The following is an 18,258-nucleotide window of genomic DNA, read 5'->3' on the forward strand; positions in this document are numbered from 1 at the left end:
TCATGTCCTGCTTCAGCCCAGTACCTCCACGTAGGCGCCCCTCCAGTACGTGAGCGGCCGGCGTTCGGGACCCAGGCCGCCGCCGATGAGCCTGCCCACCAGCAGCGTGTGGTCGCCCGCCGGCACCGACTGGTCCAGCTCGCACTCGGCGTAGGCGACGACGTCGACCAGCACCGGCATCCCGCTCACCCGGCCGCGGTCCCACCTCACCCGCTCGAACTTGTCCTTCACCAGCGAGGCGAACACCTGCGACACCCGCCGGGCGTCGTGGTTCAGCATGTTCACCGCGAACCGTCCCCGTTCCACCGCGGCCACCAGCGAGCTGCTGCGATTGCTCACCGCCGCCAGCAGCAGCGGCGGATCGGCCGACACGCTGCACACCGCCGAACAGGTGAAGCCCTTCGGCAGACCGGCGGCGTCGGTGGTCGTCACCACGCACACGCCGCTGGCGAACGACCCCATGACGGTGCGGAAGGTGTCGCGGTCCACAGAGGGCGGACGCCCGGCCGGCTCGTGGTCCAGCCCACTCATCGGGAACATGTCCATCGCGGCGGACTCCGGCCCCGTGCAGGCCATGGGGAACTTCTCCCAGGCGCTCATCGCGGCCCTCCGTTCTCCGTCAGCCCCAGCAGCCGCTCGCGGTCGATCTTGCCGTTTGGTGTCCTGGGCAGGGCGTCGACCACCCGCAGGCGGTCCACGATCATGTAGGCGGGCAGCCGTTCCGCGCAGTGGCGCTTGGCCGCCAGCAAGGAGGGACGCTGATGCGGCGCGGCCACCACGAACGCCCACAGGCGCGCTTGTTCCTCCTCCCCGACCGCCAGCACGGCCACGTCGGAGACGGACTCCATCGAGCCCAGCGCCGTCTCGACGTCGCCGAGTTCGACCCGGTGCCCGCCTACCTTGACGAGGTGGTCGCGCCGGCCCACGAAGTGCAGCTCGCCGTCCGCGCCGAAACGCCCGAAATCTCCCGTCCGGTACGGCAGGGCCGGCGGCTCGCCTCCCCAGTAGCCCCGCATGACCGTCGGCCCGCTGACGGCGATCTCGCCGACGCCTGAGGCGTCGGGGGCGAGCACTTCGACGGTGTCCCCGCTGCAGGCGTACCCGATCGGCAGCGGACGGTCGCGGTCCACGTCGGCCTCGCCCACCTCATAGGAGGTGCACACGTTGGTCTCCGTCGGCCCGTACCAGTTGAGCAGCCGTACCAGGGGCCAGTGTTTGCGCAGCGCGCGCACGTAACGCAGGGCGAACGGCTCCCCGGCGAACACGCACGCTCGAAGACGGGGCGGAGGCTCCCTGTCCAGCAGGCCGCCCTCGCGGATCATCAGGCTCAGCGCGGAGGGAACCGAGTACCAGACGGTGATGTCCCGCTCGTACAGGAACGCGGTGAGCAGTTCCGGAGCGTACGCCGTCTCCTCGGGAACGAGGTGCACGGCGGCGTTCGCGGCGAAGGCGGCGTAGAGGTCGAACACCGACAGGTCGAAGTTGAACGGGGCGTGGTTGGACAGCCGGTCCTCCGCCGTCACCCGGACCTCGCGCACCGCCCACTCGACGAACGCCAGCGCGTTGCGATGACTCAGGCAGACGCCCTTGGGCGAGCCGGTGGAGCCGGAGGTGTACAGGATGTAGGCCGGGTCGTCGTCCGGCGCGGGGTCGTCGCGCGGCGGGTCGCCCGGCCCCGGGCTCTCGATCAGCGCCGCGAGGCCGATGACCGGCGCCCCGATCGGTTCGCTCATGGCCCGCCGCACGTCGTCGGTGACGACCAGCGCGGGCGCGGCGTCCCTGACGATCCGCGCGAGCCGGCCCACCGGGTTGGTGGCGGCGACCGGGACGTAGATGGCGCCGATGCGTAGCGCCGCCTGCATGACCGCGATGGCCTCGACGCTTTTGCCGGTCCACACCACGACCCGGTCGCCGCGCCGTACCCCGTGCGCACGCAGCGACAGGGCGAGCAGGGCGGACAGTTCGTCCAGCGCCCGGTAGGTGACCGGGCCGTCGCGGTCGTGGACGGCGATGGCGCCGGGACGGCGCCGCGCGGCCTCGATGAGCAGGTGGTGAAGCTTCACAGGCCAAGCTCCCTCGCTATGAGCTGTCGTTGGATGTCCGAGGTTCCGGAAAAGATCACCGTGGGCACGGTGTCGCGCAGCGCCGCCTCGACGTCGCCGTCGAGGTAGCCTCGGGCGCCGAACAACCGGACGGCGTCCAGAGCGCTGTTCAGCACGCCCTCGGAGACGGCCAGTTTGGACAGGGCGATGGCCAGCTCGGCCGGATCGTCCCGGTCCATCTGCCAGCACGCGCGGTACAACAGCAGGCGGGCACCCTCGATCCGCAGCACCATGTCGGCCAGCCGGTGCGACACCGCCTGGAAGCGGGAGAGCGGCAGGCCGAACTGCCGCCGCGCGCGCACGTGCGCCGTGACCTGTTCGACCAGCCGGTCGGCCAGCCCCAGGAACCCCGCGAACAAGCAGGCCCGCTCCCATCCCATGGACCGTTGGAAGATCGGCCCGCCCTGCCCCGGCTCGCCCAGCACTCGCTCGTCGGGGACGAAGCAGTCCGCGAAGCCGACCGGGCTCGCCAGGCAGTCACCGAGGCCCATCTTGGCCATCGGCGCGCCGACGCGGACTCCTGGGGCGGCGCGGTCGACCACGAACGCGGTCTGCCCGAAGTAGCCCGCGTTCGGGTCGACGCTCGCGTAGGTGATGAGGACGTCGGCGACCGGGCCGTTGCTGACAAAGGTCTTCTCCCCGCTCAGCAGCCAGCCGCCGGCGGTGCGCCGGGCCGTCGTCGCGAGCACGGAGACGTCCGACCCGGCTTCCCGTTCCGTCATCGCGTTGCCCGCGATCACCTCGCCGGCGCACATGCCCGCCAGCAGCTTGTCCCGCAGGCCGGGCCGGCCGAACTCGGCGATCGGCATGGCGCAGGCGAACAGATGCGCGCCCGCGCCGAACACCAGCCCGGTGTGTGAGCACCCGCGGCCGAGCGCCTCGAAGAGCCGGGCCGTGTCCAGCGCGCCGAGGTCCTGACCGCCGTACGCGGCGGGGACGCAGGAGCCGAGCACTCCCAGTTCCCCCAGGCGCAGCCAGTGCCGCCGCTCCGCGCCGAGAGGCCCGCCGGCCTCGTGCGAGTCCGCGCACACCGCACGGACCTCGGCCAGCAGGCGCTCGTAGCGGGCGGACTGTTCCTCGCTCCAGCCGAAGTCCACCGTTTCTCCTCCTCGGTAGGGCGTGCCGTCAGCGTGTGGACAGGGCCGAGACCGGCGGGTCCAGCCGCAGGTCGGGCTCCAGCGTCAGGGGCTTCGCACGGCGCAGCGTCAGCGTCAGCAGGGGGGAGGCCATGGCCGTGGTCACCACCGCCATGACGACCATCGCGCTGAACAGTTGCGTGTTGAGCAGGCCCAGGCTCAGGCCGACGTTGAGGATCACGAGTTCGGTCAGCCCTCTGGTGTTCATGAGCAGCCCCAGCACGATCGAGCCGTTCGTGCTCATCCCGCTGAGCCTGGCGGGTATGGCGACGCCGCCGAGCTTGCCGAGGCACGCCACCGCGATGATGGCCACCGTGACCAGCAGGGTTGGGCCGGAGAGCGTGGTCAGGTCGACCGACAGGCCGGTGACCACGAAGAAGACCGGCATCAGCAGCGTGCCGGCCCGTTCCAGGGGCTCGCGCACCGCCGAGCGCAGCAGGCCGGGGGAGGAGCGCGGCATCACCAGACCGAACATGAAGGCACCGAAGATGGCGTGGATGCCGATCGTGGAGGTGGTGTAGGCCGACAGCAGGACTCCGGCGGCGGCCGGCATCGCCAGCCAGGGCCTGGCCGCCTCGCCCGCCCGCCGTACGGCGAAGGCGAGCAGCGGCCGCACGACCCACAACATGACCGCGACGTAGAGCATCGACCAGACGATCACCATGACGAACCCGCTCGCCCCGGCCGCGGTCACCAGCGCGACGACCACGGCCAGCACCGACCAGGCCAGCACGTCGTCGGCGGCCGCCATCGCCAGCGCCAGCGCGCCCACCCGGCTGGTCTGGAGCCGGTGCTCGGCGATGATGCGCGCCAGCACGGGGAACGCGGTGATCGACATGGCCACGCCGAGGTAGAGCACGAAGCTCGACAACTCCAGCGGGCGCCCCCCGACGGTGCCGTAGTGCGGGTACAGCAGCCAGGCCAGCACGGTTCCCAGCACCATGGGGGTGGCCATCGACGACAGCCAGATCAGGCCCGCGCTGCGCCGGTGCCGCCGGACGGAGGCGGGGGAGAACTCCCAGCCGACGATGAACAGGAACAGCAGCACCCCGATCTGCGCCACGACCGACAGATGCGAGCGCAACTCCTCGGGGAACAGGACCTCGGTCAGGTCACCCGGCAGCAGTCCCAGCACGCTCGGGCCCAGCAGGATGCCCGCGGTGATCTCGCCGATCACGGCGGGCTGTCGCAGCAGCCGGAAGAGGAGGATGACCGCCGTGACGACGACAAGGATCAGCCCGATCCCGGCGACAGTCGTCATGATCGCCCATTCCGCGGAATGCTCCTTCACTGCGACTCCAATCGTGGGTTCTGGGGTCCTCCTCGGCACACTTTCCGCACCCACGCTTGAACTCCGGTCGAGCGGCGCACTCCAGGCAGGTTCCACCGGCGGGGCCTACACAGGAAGTCGCCGCTGGAGAGAAGGGTGAGCCGTATGGCGCAGATTCTGGTCGCCACCACTCCTGGTGAGGGCCACGTGAACGGGATGGTGGAAGTCGCTCGCGCACTCGTCCACGCCGGACATCAGGTGCGCTGGTACACCGGGCGCGCGTTCCGCCCCAAGGTCGAGGCGACGGGCGCGGTCTACGTGCCGATGCGCGAGGGCCATGACTGGGGCGGCAAGACCCGGGAGGAGGCGTTCCCGCACCACGCCGGGCTGACCGGCCTGAAGAGCATGACCGCGGCGTTCCGCGACATCTTCTACCGGCCGGCCCACGCACAGATGCGGGACATCCTGGCGATCCTGGATGAGTCCCCGGCCGACGTGATCGTCACCGGCGAGACCATCTTCGGCGCCAACTTCGCCGCGGAGAGGCGGCGCGTCCCGATCGCCTGGGTCGCCACCTCGATCTACATCTTCGGCAGTCGCGACACCGCGCCTCTGGGCCTGGGGCTGCATCCCGACCCTACGCCGCTGGGCCGCCTGCGTAACCGCGTGCTCAAACGGGCGTCGCGCACGTTGTCCGGCCCGTTGCGGGAGCTACGGCGGGCCGCGGACGTGACCAGGTCGCGAGCAGGGCTGGCGCCCATCGGCAAAGGGCCGTTCGAGAACATCGTGCACCCGCCGGACCTCTATCTCATGGGCACGGTGCCGTCCTTCGAGTACCCGCGCACCGACATGCTGCCGCAGACGCATTTCGTCGGGCCGTTCGTCGGCCCGCCACCGCAGGGCTTCGAGCATCCCTCCTGGTGGGAGGAGATGCGCGAGGGGCGCCCGGTCGTGCATGTCACCCAGGGGACCGTCGCCAACGACGCCGACCGGTTGCTGGCGCCGGCGATCGAGGCGCTGGCCGGCATGGACGTGCTGGTGGTGGCCACGACCGGGGTTCCGCCCGAGTCCATCGACCTCGGCCCGCTCCCGGCCAACGTCCGGCTGGAGCGTTTCGTCCCGCACTTCGAGCTGCTGCCCCATGTGGACGTCATGGTGACCAACGGTGGCTACGGCGGGGTCAACACCGCCCTGTCGCACGGCGTGCCGCTGGTCATCGCGCCGGCCACGGAGGAGAAGCACGAGGTGGCGGCACGGGTCGCCTACGCGGGCGTGGGCATCGGCCTGCCCCGGCGCAGGTTGTCGGCCCACCGGCTCCGCCAGGCGGTGGGCACGGTGCTCGCCACCCCCTCCTACCGCGCCCGAGCCGCGGCGCTGAGCAGGGAGTACGGCAAGCACGCCGGGCCACGCCGCGCCGTCGAGCTGATCGAACGACTCGCCGGCCAGGGAAGGGGCCCGGAGTGAAGAAGACTTCGGCGCGCCTCGCCGACGGACGCGAACTGATCTACTACGACGCCGGCGACGACGTCGTGCGAGACGCCGTGGACGAGCGGGTCCTCACCCGGGCCACGCCGATGGCGGAGATACGGCGTGACCCGGTGCGCGAGGAGTGGGTCCTCATCGCCTCGCACCGCCAGGGGCGCCTCCTGCACACCCCCACCAACGGCTGTCCGCTGTGCCCCTCGCCCGAGGGCGACAGTGAGATCATGGCCCCCGGTTACGAGGTGGTGGTCTTCGAGAACCGCTTTCCCTCGCTCTACGGGCGCGCGGACGGCGCGCGGGCACGGATCGACGAACTGCGCCGGCCGGGGCACGCGTGGGACAGGGCGCCCAGCGCCGGCCGTTGCGAGGTGGTGTGTTTCAGCTCCGACCACGAGGCGTCCTTCGCCGACCTGTCACCGGGCCAGGTGGCTCTCATCCTGGAGGCGTGGACCGACCGCACCGCCGAGCTGTCCCGGCTGCCGGACGTCGAGCAGGTGTTCCTCTTCGAGGACCGGGGCAAGGAGGTGGGCATGACCCTGGCCCACCCGCACGGTCAGATCTACGCATACCCCTTCATCACCCCGCGGACCGAGCGGGTGCTCGCCTCGGTGGCCGCGCACCGGGAGCGCACTGGGCGCAATCTGTTCGACGACGTGCTCGCGGGAGAGTTGTCCGACGGGAGCCGCGTGGTGATCGAGGGGGAGCATTGGGCCGCGTTCGTGCCGCACGCGGCGCGCTGGCCGTATGAGGTGCATGTATACCCTCGGCGGAGGGTGCCCGACCTGACGGCGCTCGGCGACGGCGCGCGCGCCGAGTTCCCCGGGCTCTACCTGGACCTGCTGCGTCGTTTCGACCGGCTGTTCGGCGAGGACGTGGGGCCGGTGCCGTACATCTCGTCCTGGTCGCAGGCGCCCGTCTCGGCTCCTCGCGGGTTCGCGTTGCATCTGGAGCTGTTCACTGTGCGCCGTACCCCGGCCAAGCTGAAGCACCTGGCCGGATCGGAGCTGCTCATGGACGTCTTCGTCAACGAGATCCCGCCTGAGGCGGCCGCGGCCCGTCTGCGCGAGCTGGGCTGATCGCGGGGACCGTCCTTGCTCCGGGCGGTCCCCGCGCACGTGTCAGGCCCTGGTGCCGACCAGGATGACGTAGCCGAACTGGGAGAGGACGCCGAAGCGCTCGGTCAGGTCGACCATCTGGTCGAGGCGCTCCACGCCCACGATCGGTCCGAGGCGGTCACGGGCCGATCGGATGGCTTCGGCGTGCTGGGCCATGGACGGCCGGACGTTGTCGCTGACGTCGACGACGTCCGTCAGGTCGAGTCCCGCCGCGGTGAACTCGGCGGTGTAGGGGCCGATCTCGGTCAGAGTCACCAGATTGCACGCCTGGGCGAACCGCTCGACCAGCTCGCGGTGTTCCTCGGGTACGGGGCCGCGCAGGGCGAAGTCGGCGATGACCACAGGCCCGCCGGGGCGGACCACACGGGCGATCTCCCGCAGCGCCTTGGGCCTGTCGGGCATGTGGTGCAGCGCCTCCAGGCAGAGCCCCGCGTCGAACGCGGAGGCGGGGAAGGGGAGATCCATCGCGTCGGCGGTCTGGAAGGAGACCTGGGTGGGGAGGGGCACCGAGACGACTGAGGCGCGGGCGATCTCGATCTGCTGTTCGCTGATCGAGACGCCGACCACGTCCACCTTGTGCTCGCGGGCCAGCCGGAGCGCGGGCTTGCCGATGCCGCATCCGACGTCGATCACGCGCCCGCCTGGAGCGACTCCCAGCCTGCCGATCACCTCGCTGGTCAGGCGCTCCGTCGCCGCGTCGATCGAGGGGGCGGCCGTCGCCGATTCCCAGTAGCCCATGTGGAGGTTGCCGTCCCAGGCTTGGACGTAGGGATCGGTGACGTTGTCGTAGAACTGTCCGATTTCGTGTGCGTCCTGTTGGCTCATCACTTCTCGTCCTGGTCGTGGGGGAAGGGGTGGCGCGAGCCTAGAGAGCGGCCCTTGAGCATGGGTGGAACCCTTACTCCGGTCCCCAGGTGGCCTCCCTGACCTGCCCGTCGGCGGCGAAGTGCAGGAAGCGGGTGAAGTCACCGGCGAGCCAGCGGTCGCCGGTGATCGCCAGCACCGCGCCGGGGAAGCCGCGCAGGCAGCGCTGGAAGGTGTCGGCGCCGGACGGGTCGAGTCGGCCGGTGGGCTCGTCGAGCAGGAGGAGGTTCACCTCCGCCAGTTCGAGCAGGAGAACGTTCAAACCGGCTCGCTCTCCGTCCGACAGGTCCTCGTACCGCCGCTCCCGCGCCGGCTCCAGCCCGTAGCGGGTGAGCACGGCCGTCGCGTCGTCGTGTCCGAGGCCCGTCAGGAGGTCGGCGACACTCCTGCCGGCGAGACCGGCGTCGGCCGGGTCCCGCGTGAGTGACCCCGGCGTGACCCGCTCACCGAGTTCCACCGTGCCGTCGAACGATGGCACGGCGTCGTCCGGCCGGCCGGACTCGTCCAGCAGCCGGCGGAAGAGGGACTTGGCCGGGCCGTCGGCTCCGCAGATCGCGATCCGGTCGCCGAGGCGAACCGTCAGGTCGAAGGCCGTCGTCAGCCCGGGCAGGCGGAGGCCGCGGCCGGTGAGTGCGCGTTCGCCGGCGCGCGTGCGGGTACGGTCGTCGCGGAGGACTCGGCGAAGGGCCCGCAGCACGCTTCGCGGGCTCCCGCTCGCCTCCGGCCTGAACGTCTCGTTCTCCCGACCGAACGGAGCACGAGCAAGGCGGGCGTCGGCGAAAGTGGCGTAACCTCCTTCGTGCACCCACACCTCGCGCTCCTCCACCGCGATGATGCGGCTGGCGGCGTTGGCCAGCAGCTGGCGGTCGCGGGAGGTCAGCAGGATGGTCTTGCGGCTGGACCGGAACCGGTCCTCCAGCCACTCCTTGCCCCGCACGTCGAGATGCTCGTCCGGCCCGTCCAGCAGCAGGACCCCGTCCGGCCCCTGGAGCAGCGCCTCCAGCGAGAGCCGGTCCCGCTCTGCGGAGGACGAATCGCCGGATCGGGATAAGTAGCCGATGCCGCCCTTGCTGGCGATCTTTCCGGAGGTGGGGGTGAGGTCACCGGCGATCAATCGCAACAGGGCGATCCGGCCCGCCCCGTTCGGCCCCGCCAGGCCCGCGGTGACACCCTCTCCGAGGGTGAAGGAGACGTCGTTCAGCACTCGCCGGCCGTCGGGGAGTGCGTAGGTGAGGCCGGTCACCTCCACATGTGGCACTACGCGGCCTCATCCTGGGCCTGCGGCGCCGGTGCGACGGAGGAGCGGCGGGTGGTCAGCATGAGGCCCACGACGATCGCGGTCGCCACGATGATCGCCAGGGCGACGATCAGCGCGAGGTTGAACCCGTGGACCGCGGCCTCGGTGGTCACCTGGCCGCCGGCGCCGTTCGCCACCACGTAGGCGGCGGCGGCCATGGTGGCGACGGTGTTGAGCAGCGCGGTGCCCACGGATCCGCCGAGTTGCTGGACCACGTTGACCGTGGCCGAGGCCACGCCCGCGTCGTCCGGATCCACGCCGCTCGTGGCCATGCTGATCGAGGGGGCGATCACGCAGCCCAGCCCCAGGCCGATGAGCAGCTCGGCCGGCAGGAAGCGGGTCACGAACACCGCGGGCGCGTTGACATCCAGGCCGATCAGGATCGCGAGACCGGCCGCCATCAGCAGCAGTGCCGGGACGATGATGGCGCGAGGAGCCAGCCGCGGTGCCAGCATGCCGGTGATCACGGTCGAGCCGATGCCGATGGCCACCGACAGCGGAAGAAACGCCAGCCCTGTCTGGAGCGGGCTGTACCCCAGGATGAGCTGGAAGTAGTAGGTGAGGAAGAGGAAGAAGCCGAACATCGAGACCTGCGGAAGGCCGATCGCGAGGAAGGCCGCCGCCCTGAACCGGTCGCTGACCACGCGCAACGGCAGCAGCGGATAGCGGGTCCTGGCCTCCCATGCCACGAACCCGAGCAGGAGCACTACCCCGAGGGCGAGCAGCGCCAGGAGTACAGGATCGTTCCACCCGCGCGTGGCCATCTCCGAGAAGGAGAAGACCACGGCCAGCATCCCGAGCCCGCTGAAGGCCATGCCGGGCAGGTCCAGCGGTCTGGCCTGCCCACGGGCCACGGACGGGATGACGGTGATCGCCTTGACGAGGGCGACGGCCGCGATGGGGACGTTGATCAGCAGGCACCAGCTCCATGACAGGTACTGGGTGAGAAGGCCGCCGACCAGGAGCCCGACGGCCGCTCCCACGCCGGTGAGCGCGCCGAACACGCCGAAGGCCACGTTGCGCTCACGGGGATCGGTGAACAGCGTGGAGATGAGAGACAGCGCGGCGGGGGCCAGCACCGCCGCGAAGGCGCCCTGTGCGGCCCGTCCGGCGAACAACAGGCCCGCGTTGGTCGCCAGCCCGGCCAGTCCCGAGGCCAGGGCGAAGCCCACGAGGCCGGCGATGAAGGCCTGCTTGTGCCCGAACCGATCGGCCAGCCGGCCGCCGATCAGCAGCAGTCCGCCGAACGCGAGCGCGTAGGCGGTCACCGCCCAGGCACGTGCCGCGTCGGTCAGGTGGAGGGCGGTCTGGATGGAGGGCAGGGCGATGTTGATGACCGTTGAGTCCAGGACGACGATCAACTGCGCCACGCTGGCGAGGGCGAGCGTCCACCATCGCACCGTCCCCTCGGTTGCCGTGGTATTCCCCATTTGCGCTCCTAGAACGTTGGACTAGCAACGGTACATTGATCGATGAGGCGATCAATGTACTAACATGTGTTCCATGGAGGCAAGCAGTTCCAGACCCCAGGCGGGCGGACGTGGCGGGGCGACCGGCGGCATCGCGGGCGAGATCTGGCTGCGGGGTGGCCCCCGCGTCTACCGAGACTCGACCCTTACCGCCGCCCGCATCACGGCCGAGGCGATCAAGCTGCTCGACACCGAGGGAGTCTCGCGCCTTACCATGCGACGGCTGGCTGAGCGCCTCGAGGCCGGGCCCACCACGCTGTATTGGCATGTCAAGACCAAGGACGACGTTCTTGACCTGGCGCTGGACGCGATCTTCGAAGAGGTCTCGCTACCCGAGCCGTCCGACCGATGGGACGACGACGTGCGGGCGCTCGTGCTGCAGTGGCGCGCCACGATGCTGCGCCATCCCTGGGCGGCGGCCCTGCTCGGGCGCCCCCTGCTGGGGCCGAACGTGTTGATGCGCACGGAGTTCCTGCAGGCGACCCTGATCCGGGCGGGGTTCGAGGGGGCGGTCCTGGCCTCGGCGACCCATGGTCTGGCCAACTTCGTCATCGGGTCGGCCGCCACACAATCCACCTGGCAGTTGACCGCTCCGGAGATGCAGAGCTCCGCCGACGCGCACGTGCGCGCGCACGCCGACCTGTATCCCGCCCTCGCCGCCACCCATCACCTCGGCGAACAGGACTGGGACGATCTGTTCCGCCGGGGGCTGGAGTACATGCTGGCCGGATTGGGTGCACCCTGAGTGATGTCCTGTTTCCATTAGAAAACGTTGACACGTCCCAGAATGGTACTTACTATCTCAACTATCTTATTGTTAGCCAACTATTAAAGTGCGCACCAGTGCCGTCAGATTGAGTCGGCGGACTTCCTTTCTTCGATGTCCCCCTTCGAGGGCGGATGTAATCGCTCCATCTGTTATGCGGTTCGAGCTGATCTGATTCGGGGGCGTAATGGTCAGCGTCATGCTGGCAGTCGAATTGCGTATGGTTCGTGGTGCTCTTGCCATTGTGTTGGACATGGACCCCGACATCACCGTGGTGGGCGAGGCGGAGCGGGCGGACAATGTGTTGCGTACGGCACGCCGCTGCCGTCCCGACGTTATTGTCCTCGACGCGGACATGGTCGGGGGCGCCGCCCTCACCATCGCGGCCGACCTCCATGCTTACTCGCCCGTCTCCCGGACTCTGCTGATCGCGGCCCGCAGGTCACCGGAATTGTTGCGCCGCGTGATGAAGGTAAACGCCTCCGGCCTGCTGCTCAAAGATTCTCCCGCGGGCGAACTCGTCAAAGGAGTGAAGGCGGTCGCCGCGGGCGAGCAGATCGTGGACCAGGGACTCGCCATCGCCGCGCTGAACGCCGAGCCGAACCCGCTGTCCAGCCGCGAGGCGGACATCCTGGTGCTGGTGGCGGCGGGCGCCGAGCCGTCCGAGATCGCCAAGAGTCTCGATCTGCGCATCGGCACCGTCCGCAACTACCTGTCGACCATCGTCACCAAACTCGACGCGCGCAATCGGGTGGACGCCATCCGCATCGCCGACGAGCGTGGCTGGCTGCTCCCGAGGATCGAGCCGACACCGCCCGACGTCTAGCCGGGCGGGCGGCGCCTGCCTCGTACCCGGTCCAGCAGGCTGAGCGCGGCCAGTGACGGGGCGTCGACGAGCGCGCCCTCGGTCACCATGCGGTCCAGTTCGGCCTCGCTCACCCACTGGTGCCGCATGTCCGACTCCGTGGCCTCTCGCCGCGGCGGGCCCGGGGTCAGGTCCTCCGCGACGAAAATGTGGCAGCCCTGGCTGGAGTAGCCGTGGGCGACGTGCACCCGGCCCAGGTAGTCGAGCGAGGCGGCGGTCAGGCCGGTCTCCTCGCGCAACTCCGCCGCGGCGAGCCTGGTCGCATCGGCCGTGTCCGCCGCCGAGTCCTTCGCGGCGGCCGGCCATGAGCCCTGCGGGAACTCCCAGCAGCGATGGGCCACCGGGTAACGGAACTGCTCGACAAGGTGGAACCCGTCGTTCTCGACCGGGATGATCAGGGCGAAGTCCTGCTTGTCGACGACGCCGTAGAGGCCGACCGATCCGCCGGGCAGCTCGACGCGATCCTCGCGCACCGACATCCAGTCATTGCGATACACCTGCCGCGAGTGGAACGTGCGCACGCCGGCCTCCAGGGTCGTACCGCGATGACGTTGGGCGCTTCCACCCTACTGAATCCGGGGACGGGGGCCGTGCGGACCGTGGACACGGCCCCCCGTGCTCAGGCCCCCTTCGTCCGGTAGCGCGGGCTGAGGATGCGCAGCTCGTTCAGGCCGGCGGTCAGCTCCGCGTCGGTCAGGTCGTCCACGAACCGGGCGTCGCCGATGCCGACCGGCAACGGCAGCCGCTGACGGCCGTCGCGGTGTTTGACGGTCTCCTGAAGCGCCCTGGTGATCAGGGCGGGCGTGCAGACGGGATGCCAGGAAGGCAGGCGCAGCTCGCGCATCAGCCGGAGGACGCGGTCCTGCTGCTCGTCGGTCATCCAGCCCCGCCGCCGCGCGAGCACCGTGCACAACGCCATGTCCACGCCGACCGCCTCACCGTGGAGCAGGTCGGGCAGCGCGCGCATCTCGATGGCGGGCGAGAAGGAATGGCCGTAGTCGACCAGCCTGGTCAAGCGGTGCTCCCACAGGTTCGGCTGGAGCTCGGCCAGCATGCCGTGGATGGCCCGGGAGATCACCTCCTTGGCGCAGGCGCCGCCGTCCTGGCTGCCGGCGGCCTGCATCCGCTCGTTGATGACCCGGGTTCCGTGCTCTTCCAGCAGCGCCATCAGCCCGGCGTCCTTGATCAGGGCGATCTTCAGGATCTCCGCGAGCCCGTTGGCCAGGTGGCGCTCGCTCAGCGTGCGGAGGAAGCGCGGGTCGATCAGCGTGATCAGTGCCGGGTGGTAGGCCCCGAGACGGTTCTTGTGATGGCCGAGGTTGACACCGGTCTTCGCACCGACGCCCGCGTCGATCATGCCCATCAGCGTGGTGGGCACCCGCACATGGGGAGTGGACCGCCGGTAGAGGCTGCTGGCCAGGCCCACGACATCGGTCAGCACGCCACCGCCGAAGGCGATGACCGGCTCGGCTCTGCGGACGATCCCGAACCGGTCCATCGCCGCGATCACGGTCATGACCAGGTCCATCGTTTTCAGCTGCTCATGGGCGTCGACCGCCAGGGTCTCGTGGTTCACTCCTCGTGCGGTGAAGTAGGCGTCGATCTCCTGGCCGTACAACTCGTACACCGTGCTCTCGACGACGACCAGCCTGCGCTGCCGGCCCGCCGGTCGCCCGATGGTCCCGGCGTCGGCAAGGGTCGGGTCGGCTGGATCAAGGAGGCGGGAATGCAGGCGCACCACGTAACTCACCGGCTGACTGGTGGACAGCCGCCATGAGGGCTCGGTCGTCTCGTCGGAGACGAACAGCCCCTGCGCTGGCTTATGGTCGATTTGTACTGATCCCGGCATGACGATTCCCTACCAGCCCTCTGCTGGGCTGTCTGCTCGCATGGATGGGGGTTGTCACCTGCGAGCCTTGATCCCCCTGCTCAAGTTCAACTCGATTCCCGCCGACTCCACCGAGGCTCCAGCGTGCCGACCTAGCGTCAGCGCGTCCGCCGCCCCTTGTGGAGGGAGCCAGCCGTGCCGCAGCCGATCGTGGTGCTGGACGTGGGAGGCACACACCTGCGCTGGGCGACGTGGAGCCGCGCACGCGGACTAGGCCCCGTACGGCGCGCGGCCACGCCCAGCCTCGCCAACGGCGATCCGGGGCCGGCCGGCCGCCTGCGGGAGCGCCTCGTCGCCGCGATGGCACGCGTCGTACCGGAAAGGAGCACGGCAGGAGTCTCCTTCGGCGCCGCGCTCAACCACCGCTCCGGCGCCGTCTACGCCTCCGCGCCGCTGTGGGGGGCCTGCACCACTCCCTTCGACCTGCTCGGCGCGCTGTCGGCGGCCAGACCCGACGTCCGCTGGCACGTGGTCAACGACGTCACCGCGGCGCTGCTGCACCTGGCGGACGGGCTCGCCGGCCAGGACCGGCGCAAGGTGCTGCTCGTCACCGTCAGCACGGGGATCGCCTGCCGGATCCTCGACCGGCGCAGCGGCGCGATCCCCACCGACGACCACGGCCTGCAGGGTGAGATCGGGCACCTGCCCGCGTCGGTGTCGATCGCCGGGCAGCGCGTCGATCTGCGCTGCGACTGCGGTGAGATGAACCATGTCTCCTCCTTCTCCTCCGGCCCAGGCATCCGCAGGCTGGCCGAGGCCGTTCAGCGACGGGATCCGGGCCGGGTCGCGTTCGAGGATTCGCTGGTGAAGGCTCTGGACGCGGGTGACCGTACGGCAGGGGAGATCCTGCGGGCGGCGACGCTGCCGGTCGCGGAGGTGGTGCGCACGGCGTTGTGCCTCGACCCCGAACTCGACCTCGTGGCCTTCACCGGCGGCGTCACACACGCGCTCGGCGCCCACTACCGGAGGGAACTGCTCGGCCACCTGACCGCCCGCGGGCTCTACCTGACCAGCACGCTCTCTCCGGGCTGGATCGCCGACCGGCTGATGGTCTGCCCCGCGGGACAGGTCGACTGCCTGGTGGGCGCGGGGCTGGCGGCCGAAACCGCCCGCGCCGCGAGCGGGACGGCCTCCCGGTGACCGGCACCACCGCGAGCGGGACGGCCTCCCGGTGACCGGCACCCACCGCGCCATCGTCCGGTCGGGCCCGCGGCTCGCCCTCGGCGCCAGGCCCACCGTCGAGCCGGGACCCGGCGAGCTGAGCGTCGCGGTCCAGGTCGCCGGCCTGTGCGGGACGGACATCCAGATGTTGCGTGGTCTGCGCGGCGACCCGGCCCCGGTGATCGGCCACGAGGGGCTGGCCACGGTCGTGCGGGCCGGTGCCGGTTCCGGATTCGCGCCGGGGACGACGGTGCTGATCAATCCGACGCACCCGGCCGACCCGTCGTTCCTGCTCGGCCACAACGTGGACGGGCTGTTCCAGGAGCGTGTGCTCCTGCCTGAGGCCGCCGTCGCGGACGGCATGGTGCTGCCCCTGGGCGAGGGGGAGATCCCCGAGGCCCTGCTGGCCGCGCTGGTGGAGCCGCTGGCCGTGGTGCACTACGCGTTGGAGATTCACCGCGCGTACCGTCCGAGCAGGCTGGTGGTCGTCGGTGACGGGACCGTCGGCCATCTCGCCGTCCGGGCCGCGCGCCGTGTACTGGCCCCGGCTCGAATCGCGCACGTTCACCACACGGCGGCGGGCCTGGCATGGAGCAGGAACAGCGCGGTCCACGCCGACCTCCTGCTGCTTCCCGGCGAGATCGGCGCCTTGCCGCCGGACGAGGGCACGACGTGCGTGGTGCTCGCGACCCCGCGCGACGCCACGCTGCCCATGCTGGAGCGCGTGCTGGAGCTGGGCGGGGGACCACTGGTCGTGGACCTGGTGGGAGGACTGCCACCCGGTGCGCGTACGGCTTCGCTGCCGGGTGTCGACCTCGCCGGAGTCCGTGCGGCGAACTGCGGCGGCCTGCCGGCCGAGCCGGTCGTGACCGGGGTGGTCACGGCCGCCGGGCGGCGGGTCCTCCTCTTCGGGCACCGAGGCGTGGCCAACGGGCACCTGGTCGCCGCCGCGCGGGAGCTGACGGCCAGCCCGTGGCACTACCGCGATCTGGTGACCCACGAGACGGACCTGGCCGGCGCGCTCGGCGTCCTGCGCGCCGTGGCCGGGTCGGCCGAGCGCGTGATCGACGGCAGGCGGCTCGTCAAACTCGCCATTCGGGTCGGCGCGACGCGGCGGTCCGGATCGGGTGACGTGAAGGAGGAACGGTGACGGCGCGCAAGGGGACGGCCTCGCTGACCGGACGGAGAGCCCTGGTCGTCGGCGGTTCGGCCGGGATCGGCAGGGGCATCGCCTGGGCCTGGGCGCGGGCGGGCGCCGACGTGGTCGTGTGCAGCCGCAACGCACCCGAGGAGCCGGGCGGGCCGGAGGGTCCGGGCGCGGGGGCTCTGACGTGGCGGGGGTTGGACCTGGCCGACCCGGATCAGACCCGCGTCACCCTCGCCGATCTGGGCTCGGCGCCGCTGGACCTGGTCTGCTACTCGGCCGTCCACTACGGGCGGCGTCGTGCTGCCCTCTGCGACGTGCACGAGGAAGAGTGGCGCCGCCAGTTCGAGGTGAACACGGCGGGTCTGCGGCTCACGCTGGCGGCCACCCTGCCCGCGCTGCGCGCCGCCGCGCCTGGCCTGTTCGTCGGCGTGTCGTCCGAGGTCGCCTTCAACGCCGGACCCGGCCGCAGCGGGTACGCCGCCTCGAAGGCCGCGGCCAAGGTGCTGCTGGACTCCGTCGCGCAGGAGGAGGATCCGGCGCAGGTGCGGATCGTTCAGGTCCTGCCCGAGGGAATGGTCGACACACCGGGCATCAGACGACGCAGGAGCCCCGGCTTCGACTACGCCGCGTACATGCGGCCCGAGGCCTTCGCCCGGGTCGCGGTGGAGTTGGCGTTGGCCACGGGACCAGGCCATCACGGCGACAGCCTGGTCGTCGGCGGCGACGGGTCCTGGTGGCCGGTCCGGGTCCGGGCGCCGCGGTCACAGAGCGGGACGCCGCACCGGTGAGCGCCTCCCGGAGCCCGGCGATCGGGCTGGCCGAATGGCGGCTGCCGCGATCCGGCGAGGCGGCGCTGCGCCTCGCGGCGCGCGCGGGCGCCGATGGAGTGCAGGTCGAGTTCGGCGGCGGGTCCAGGGGCGAATGGGCCGACGCTCCGGGCCGGATCTCCGCGCTGCGTGAGGCAGCGGCGGCGACCGGCGTGAAACTGCTGGCGGTCGCGGGCAACGTCCTCAACGATCTCGGCCTGCCCGCGCCACCCGGCGGCCCCGAGGAGGCGCGGGTGCGCCGGGTGCTGGTCCGGCTGCTCGACGCCGCCATCGGCCTCGGGGTCCCGCTCGCGTTCGTGCCGAGTTTCCGGCGCGGCGCCATCGACGGCCCCGTGGCGTTCGACCGCACAGCCAGGATGCTGGCCTGGGCCGCGACAGAGGCCGAGGCTCGTGGCGTGGTGCTGGCCAACGAGAACGTGCTGCCTCCAGCCGGCGCGCGGGCGCTGGTCGAGGCCGTCGCCTCCCCGGCGTTCCGGCTGGTGCTGGACACCTTCAATCCCGTGGACGCCGGTCTCGACCCGGTACGGCTGGTGGCCGAGGTCGCCGGGGCGTTCGCCGGTCAAGTACACCTCAAGGACGGCCCGCCCGCGGTCGGCGACATGCCTCCCCTCGGCGCCGGTAGCGGGCGGTTGGACGCCACTCTGTCCGCGGTGAGCCGGCACATGAGGGGTGTCGAGGCGCTCGTCCTGGAGAACGACTACCGCGACGGCAGGGCGGGCCGGATCGCCGCCGACCTCGCCTGGGCCCGCTCGGCCGCGCTGCGCCACGGACTCTGAACGGCCCCTTTTCCTGAATTGCGTGCGGGCCCAAATCGAGCGTGCCCGCACGCAGGTCGGAATATGATTTATTAACGTCCTTGCCGGTGAGCT

17 protein-coding genes are annotated in these 18,258 nt (G+C 71.0%); 8 read left to right on the forward strand and 9 right to left on the reverse strand.

What is annotated here, in order from left to right:
* Positions 1 to 12 precede the first annotated feature (12 nt).
* Genes ACIBEJ_RS08740 through ACIBEJ_RS08755 form a run of 4 tightly spaced genes read right to left on the reverse strand, consistent with a single transcriptional unit; the run spans position 13 to position 4,499 of the window.
* A complete protein-coding gene (locus ACIBEJ_RS08740; RefSeq protein WP_397182040.1) occupies positions 13 to 600 on the reverse strand; it encodes a flavin reductase family protein in 588 nt (195 codons plus the stop codon).
* The gene (locus ACIBEJ_RS08745) at positions 597 to 2,063 is read right to left on the reverse strand and encodes an AMP-binding protein (RefSeq protein WP_397182041.1); all 1,467 of its coding nucleotides are present in this window, start codon (positions 2,061 to 2,063) and stop codon (positions 597 to 599) included. The genes ACIBEJ_RS08740 and ACIBEJ_RS08745 overlap by 4 nt, the downstream gene beginning before the upstream one ends.
* On the reverse strand, positions 2,060 to 3,199 hold the full coding sequence (locus tag ACIBEJ_RS08750) for an acyl-CoA dehydrogenase family protein (RefSeq protein ID WP_397182042.1): 1,140 nt from the start codon (positions 3,197 to 3,199) through the stop codon (positions 2,060 to 2,062). The genes ACIBEJ_RS08745 and ACIBEJ_RS08750 overlap by 4 nt, the downstream gene beginning before the upstream one ends.
* A 28-nt stretch (positions 3,200 to 3,227) precedes the next feature.
* Positions 3,228 to 4,499 carry a cation:proton antiporter gene (locus tag ACIBEJ_RS08755; protein WP_397182043.1) on the reverse strand — a complete coding sequence of 424 codons (1,272 nt, stop codon included), beginning with the start codon at positions 4,497 to 4,499 and terminating at the stop codon, positions 3,228 to 3,230.
* Between the two features lie 174 nt (positions 4,500 to 4,673).
* Here ACIBEJ_RS08755 and ACIBEJ_RS08760 point away from each other — a divergent pair, with 174 nt between their 5' ends.
* Together ACIBEJ_RS08760 and galT are read left to right on the forward strand one after the other, a co-directional pair.
* Entirely contained in the window at positions 4,674 to 5,972 is a 1,299-nt protein-coding gene (locus ACIBEJ_RS08760; RefSeq protein WP_397182045.1) for a glycosyltransferase, read from the forward strand.
* Entirely contained in the window at positions 5,969 to 7,066 is a 1,098-nt protein-coding gene (gene galT / locus ACIBEJ_RS08765; RefSeq protein ID WP_397182046.1) for a galactose-1-phosphate uridylyltransferase, read from the forward strand. The genes ACIBEJ_RS08760 and galT overlap by 4 nt, the downstream gene beginning before the upstream one ends.
* A gap of 42 nt (positions 7,067 to 7,108) precedes the next feature.
* On the opposite strand, the gene ACIBEJ_RS08770 is transcribed toward galT, so the two are convergent.
* The 3 genes from ACIBEJ_RS08770 to ACIBEJ_RS08780 form a co-directional block, all read right to left on the reverse strand.
* The gene (locus tag ACIBEJ_RS08770; RefSeq protein ID WP_397182047.1) at positions 7,109 to 7,930 is read right to left on the reverse strand and encodes a class I SAM-dependent methyltransferase; all 822 of its coding nucleotides are present in this window, start codon (positions 7,928 to 7,930) and stop codon (positions 7,109 to 7,111) included.
* A gap of 73 nt (positions 7,931 to 8,003) precedes the next feature.
* Positions 8,004 to 9,218: an ATP-binding cassette domain-containing protein gene (locus ACIBEJ_RS08775; protein WP_397182048.1), complete on the reverse strand. Its 1,215-nt coding sequence runs from the start codon at positions 9,216 to 9,218 to the stop codon at positions 8,004 to 8,006.
* An 8-nt stretch (positions 9,219 to 9,226) separates the two neighbouring features.
* On the reverse strand, positions 9,227 to 10,696 hold the full coding sequence (locus ACIBEJ_RS08780) for an MFS transporter (RefSeq protein ID WP_397182049.1): 1,470 nt from the start codon (positions 10,694 to 10,696) through the stop codon (positions 9,227 to 9,229).
* Between the two features lie 73 nt (positions 10,697 to 10,769).
* Here ACIBEJ_RS08780 and ACIBEJ_RS08785 point away from each other — a divergent pair, with 73 nt between their 5' ends.
* A complete protein-coding gene (locus tag ACIBEJ_RS08785; protein WP_397182050.1) occupies positions 10,770 to 11,480 on the forward strand; it encodes a TetR/AcrR family transcriptional regulator in 711 nt (236 codons plus the stop codon).
* Between the two features lie 220 nt (positions 11,481 to 11,700).
* Positions 11,701 to 12,327, forward strand: coding sequence for a LuxR C-terminal-related transcriptional regulator (locus ACIBEJ_RS08790; RefSeq protein ID WP_397182051.1), 627 nt, complete (start codon positions 11,701 to 11,703; stop codon positions 12,325 to 12,327).
* On the opposite strand, the gene ACIBEJ_RS08795 is transcribed toward ACIBEJ_RS08790, so the two are convergent.
* Both ACIBEJ_RS08795 and ACIBEJ_RS08800 read right to left on the reverse strand, forming a co-directional pair.
* Complete coding sequence (locus ACIBEJ_RS08795; RefSeq protein ID WP_397182052.1) at positions 12,324 to 12,887, reverse strand: NUDIX domain-containing protein; 564 nt, start codon at positions 12,885 to 12,887, stop codon at positions 12,324 to 12,326. The genes ACIBEJ_RS08790 and ACIBEJ_RS08795 overlap by 4 nt on opposite strands.
* A gap of 98 nt (positions 12,888 to 12,985) precedes the next feature.
* Positions 12,986 to 14,215 (reverse strand): sedoheptulose 7-phosphate cyclase, encoded by a 1,230-nt coding sequence (locus ACIBEJ_RS08800; protein WP_397182053.1) that lies wholly within the window; start codon positions 14,213 to 14,215, stop codon positions 12,986 to 12,988.
* Between the two features lie 174 nt (positions 14,216 to 14,389).
* Between ACIBEJ_RS08800 and ACIBEJ_RS08805 the strand changes: the two genes are divergently transcribed.
* The 4 genes from ACIBEJ_RS08805 to ACIBEJ_RS08820 are packed head-to-tail and all read left to right on the forward strand — an operon-like array spanning position 14,390 to position 18,165.
* The gene (locus ACIBEJ_RS08805) at positions 14,390 to 15,394 is read left to right on the forward strand and encodes an ROK family protein (RefSeq protein ID WP_397182054.1); all 1,005 of its coding nucleotides are present in this window, start codon (positions 14,390 to 14,392) and stop codon (positions 15,392 to 15,394) included.
* 31 nt (positions 15,395 to 15,425) lie between these two features.
* The gene (locus tag ACIBEJ_RS08810; protein WP_397182055.1) at positions 15,426 to 16,565 is read left to right on the forward strand and encodes an alcohol dehydrogenase catalytic domain-containing protein; all 1,140 of its coding nucleotides are present in this window, start codon (positions 15,426 to 15,428) and stop codon (positions 16,563 to 16,565) included.
* Positions 16,562 to 17,350, forward strand: a complete 789-nt coding sequence (locus ACIBEJ_RS08815) for an SDR family NAD(P)-dependent oxidoreductase (RefSeq protein WP_397182056.1) — start codon at positions 16,562 to 16,564, stop codon at positions 17,348 to 17,350. The genes ACIBEJ_RS08810 and ACIBEJ_RS08815 overlap by 4 nt, the downstream gene beginning before the upstream one ends.
* Positions 17,347 to 18,165 (forward strand): sugar phosphate isomerase/epimerase family protein, encoded by an 819-nt coding sequence (locus tag ACIBEJ_RS08820; protein ID WP_397182057.1) that lies wholly within the window; start codon positions 17,347 to 17,349, stop codon positions 18,163 to 18,165. The genes ACIBEJ_RS08815 and ACIBEJ_RS08820 overlap by 4 nt, the downstream gene beginning before the upstream one ends.
* The last annotated feature ends 93 nt before the right edge of the window (positions 18,166 to 18,258 follow it).

The sequence above is a fragment of the Nonomuraea sp. NPDC050790 genome (assembly GCF_044456745.1).
In the GTDB taxonomy this organism is placed as follows: domain Bacteria; phylum Actinomycetota; class Actinomycetes; order Streptosporangiales; family Streptosporangiaceae; genus Nonomuraea.

Bases quoted from the DNA above. Each gene is read 5' to 3' on its own strand.
- ACIBEJ_RS08740 (WP_397182040.1), bottom strand. From the start codon at position 600: ATGAGCGCCTGGGAGAAGTTCCCCATGGCCTGCACGGGGCCGGAGTCC.
- ACIBEJ_RS08755 (WP_397182043.1), bottom strand. From the start codon at position 4,499: ATGACGACTGTCGCCGGGATCGGGCTGATCCTTGTCGTCGTCACGGCG.
- ACIBEJ_RS08760 (WP_397182045.1), top strand. From the start codon at position 4,674: ATGGCGCAGATTCTGGTCGCCACCACTCCTGGTGAGGGCCACGTGAAC.
- ACIBEJ_RS08770 (WP_397182047.1), bottom strand. From the start codon at position 7,930: ATGAGCCAACAGGACGCACACGAAATCGGACAGTTCTACGACAACGTC.
- ACIBEJ_RS08780 (WP_397182049.1), bottom strand. From the start codon at position 10,696: ATGGGGAATACCACGGCAACCGAGGGGACGGTGCGATGGTGGACGCTC.
- ACIBEJ_RS08785 (WP_397182050.1), top strand. From the start codon at position 10,770: ATGGAGGCAAGCAGTTCCAGACCCCAGGCGGGCGGACGTGGCGGGGCG.
- ACIBEJ_RS08790 (WP_397182051.1), top strand. From the start codon at position 11,701: ATGCTGGCAGTCGAATTGCGTATGGTTCGTGGTGCTCTTGCCATTGTG.
- ACIBEJ_RS08800 (WP_397182053.1), bottom strand. From the start codon at position 14,215: ATGCCGGGATCAGTACAAATCGACCATAAGCCAGCGCAGGGGCTGTTC.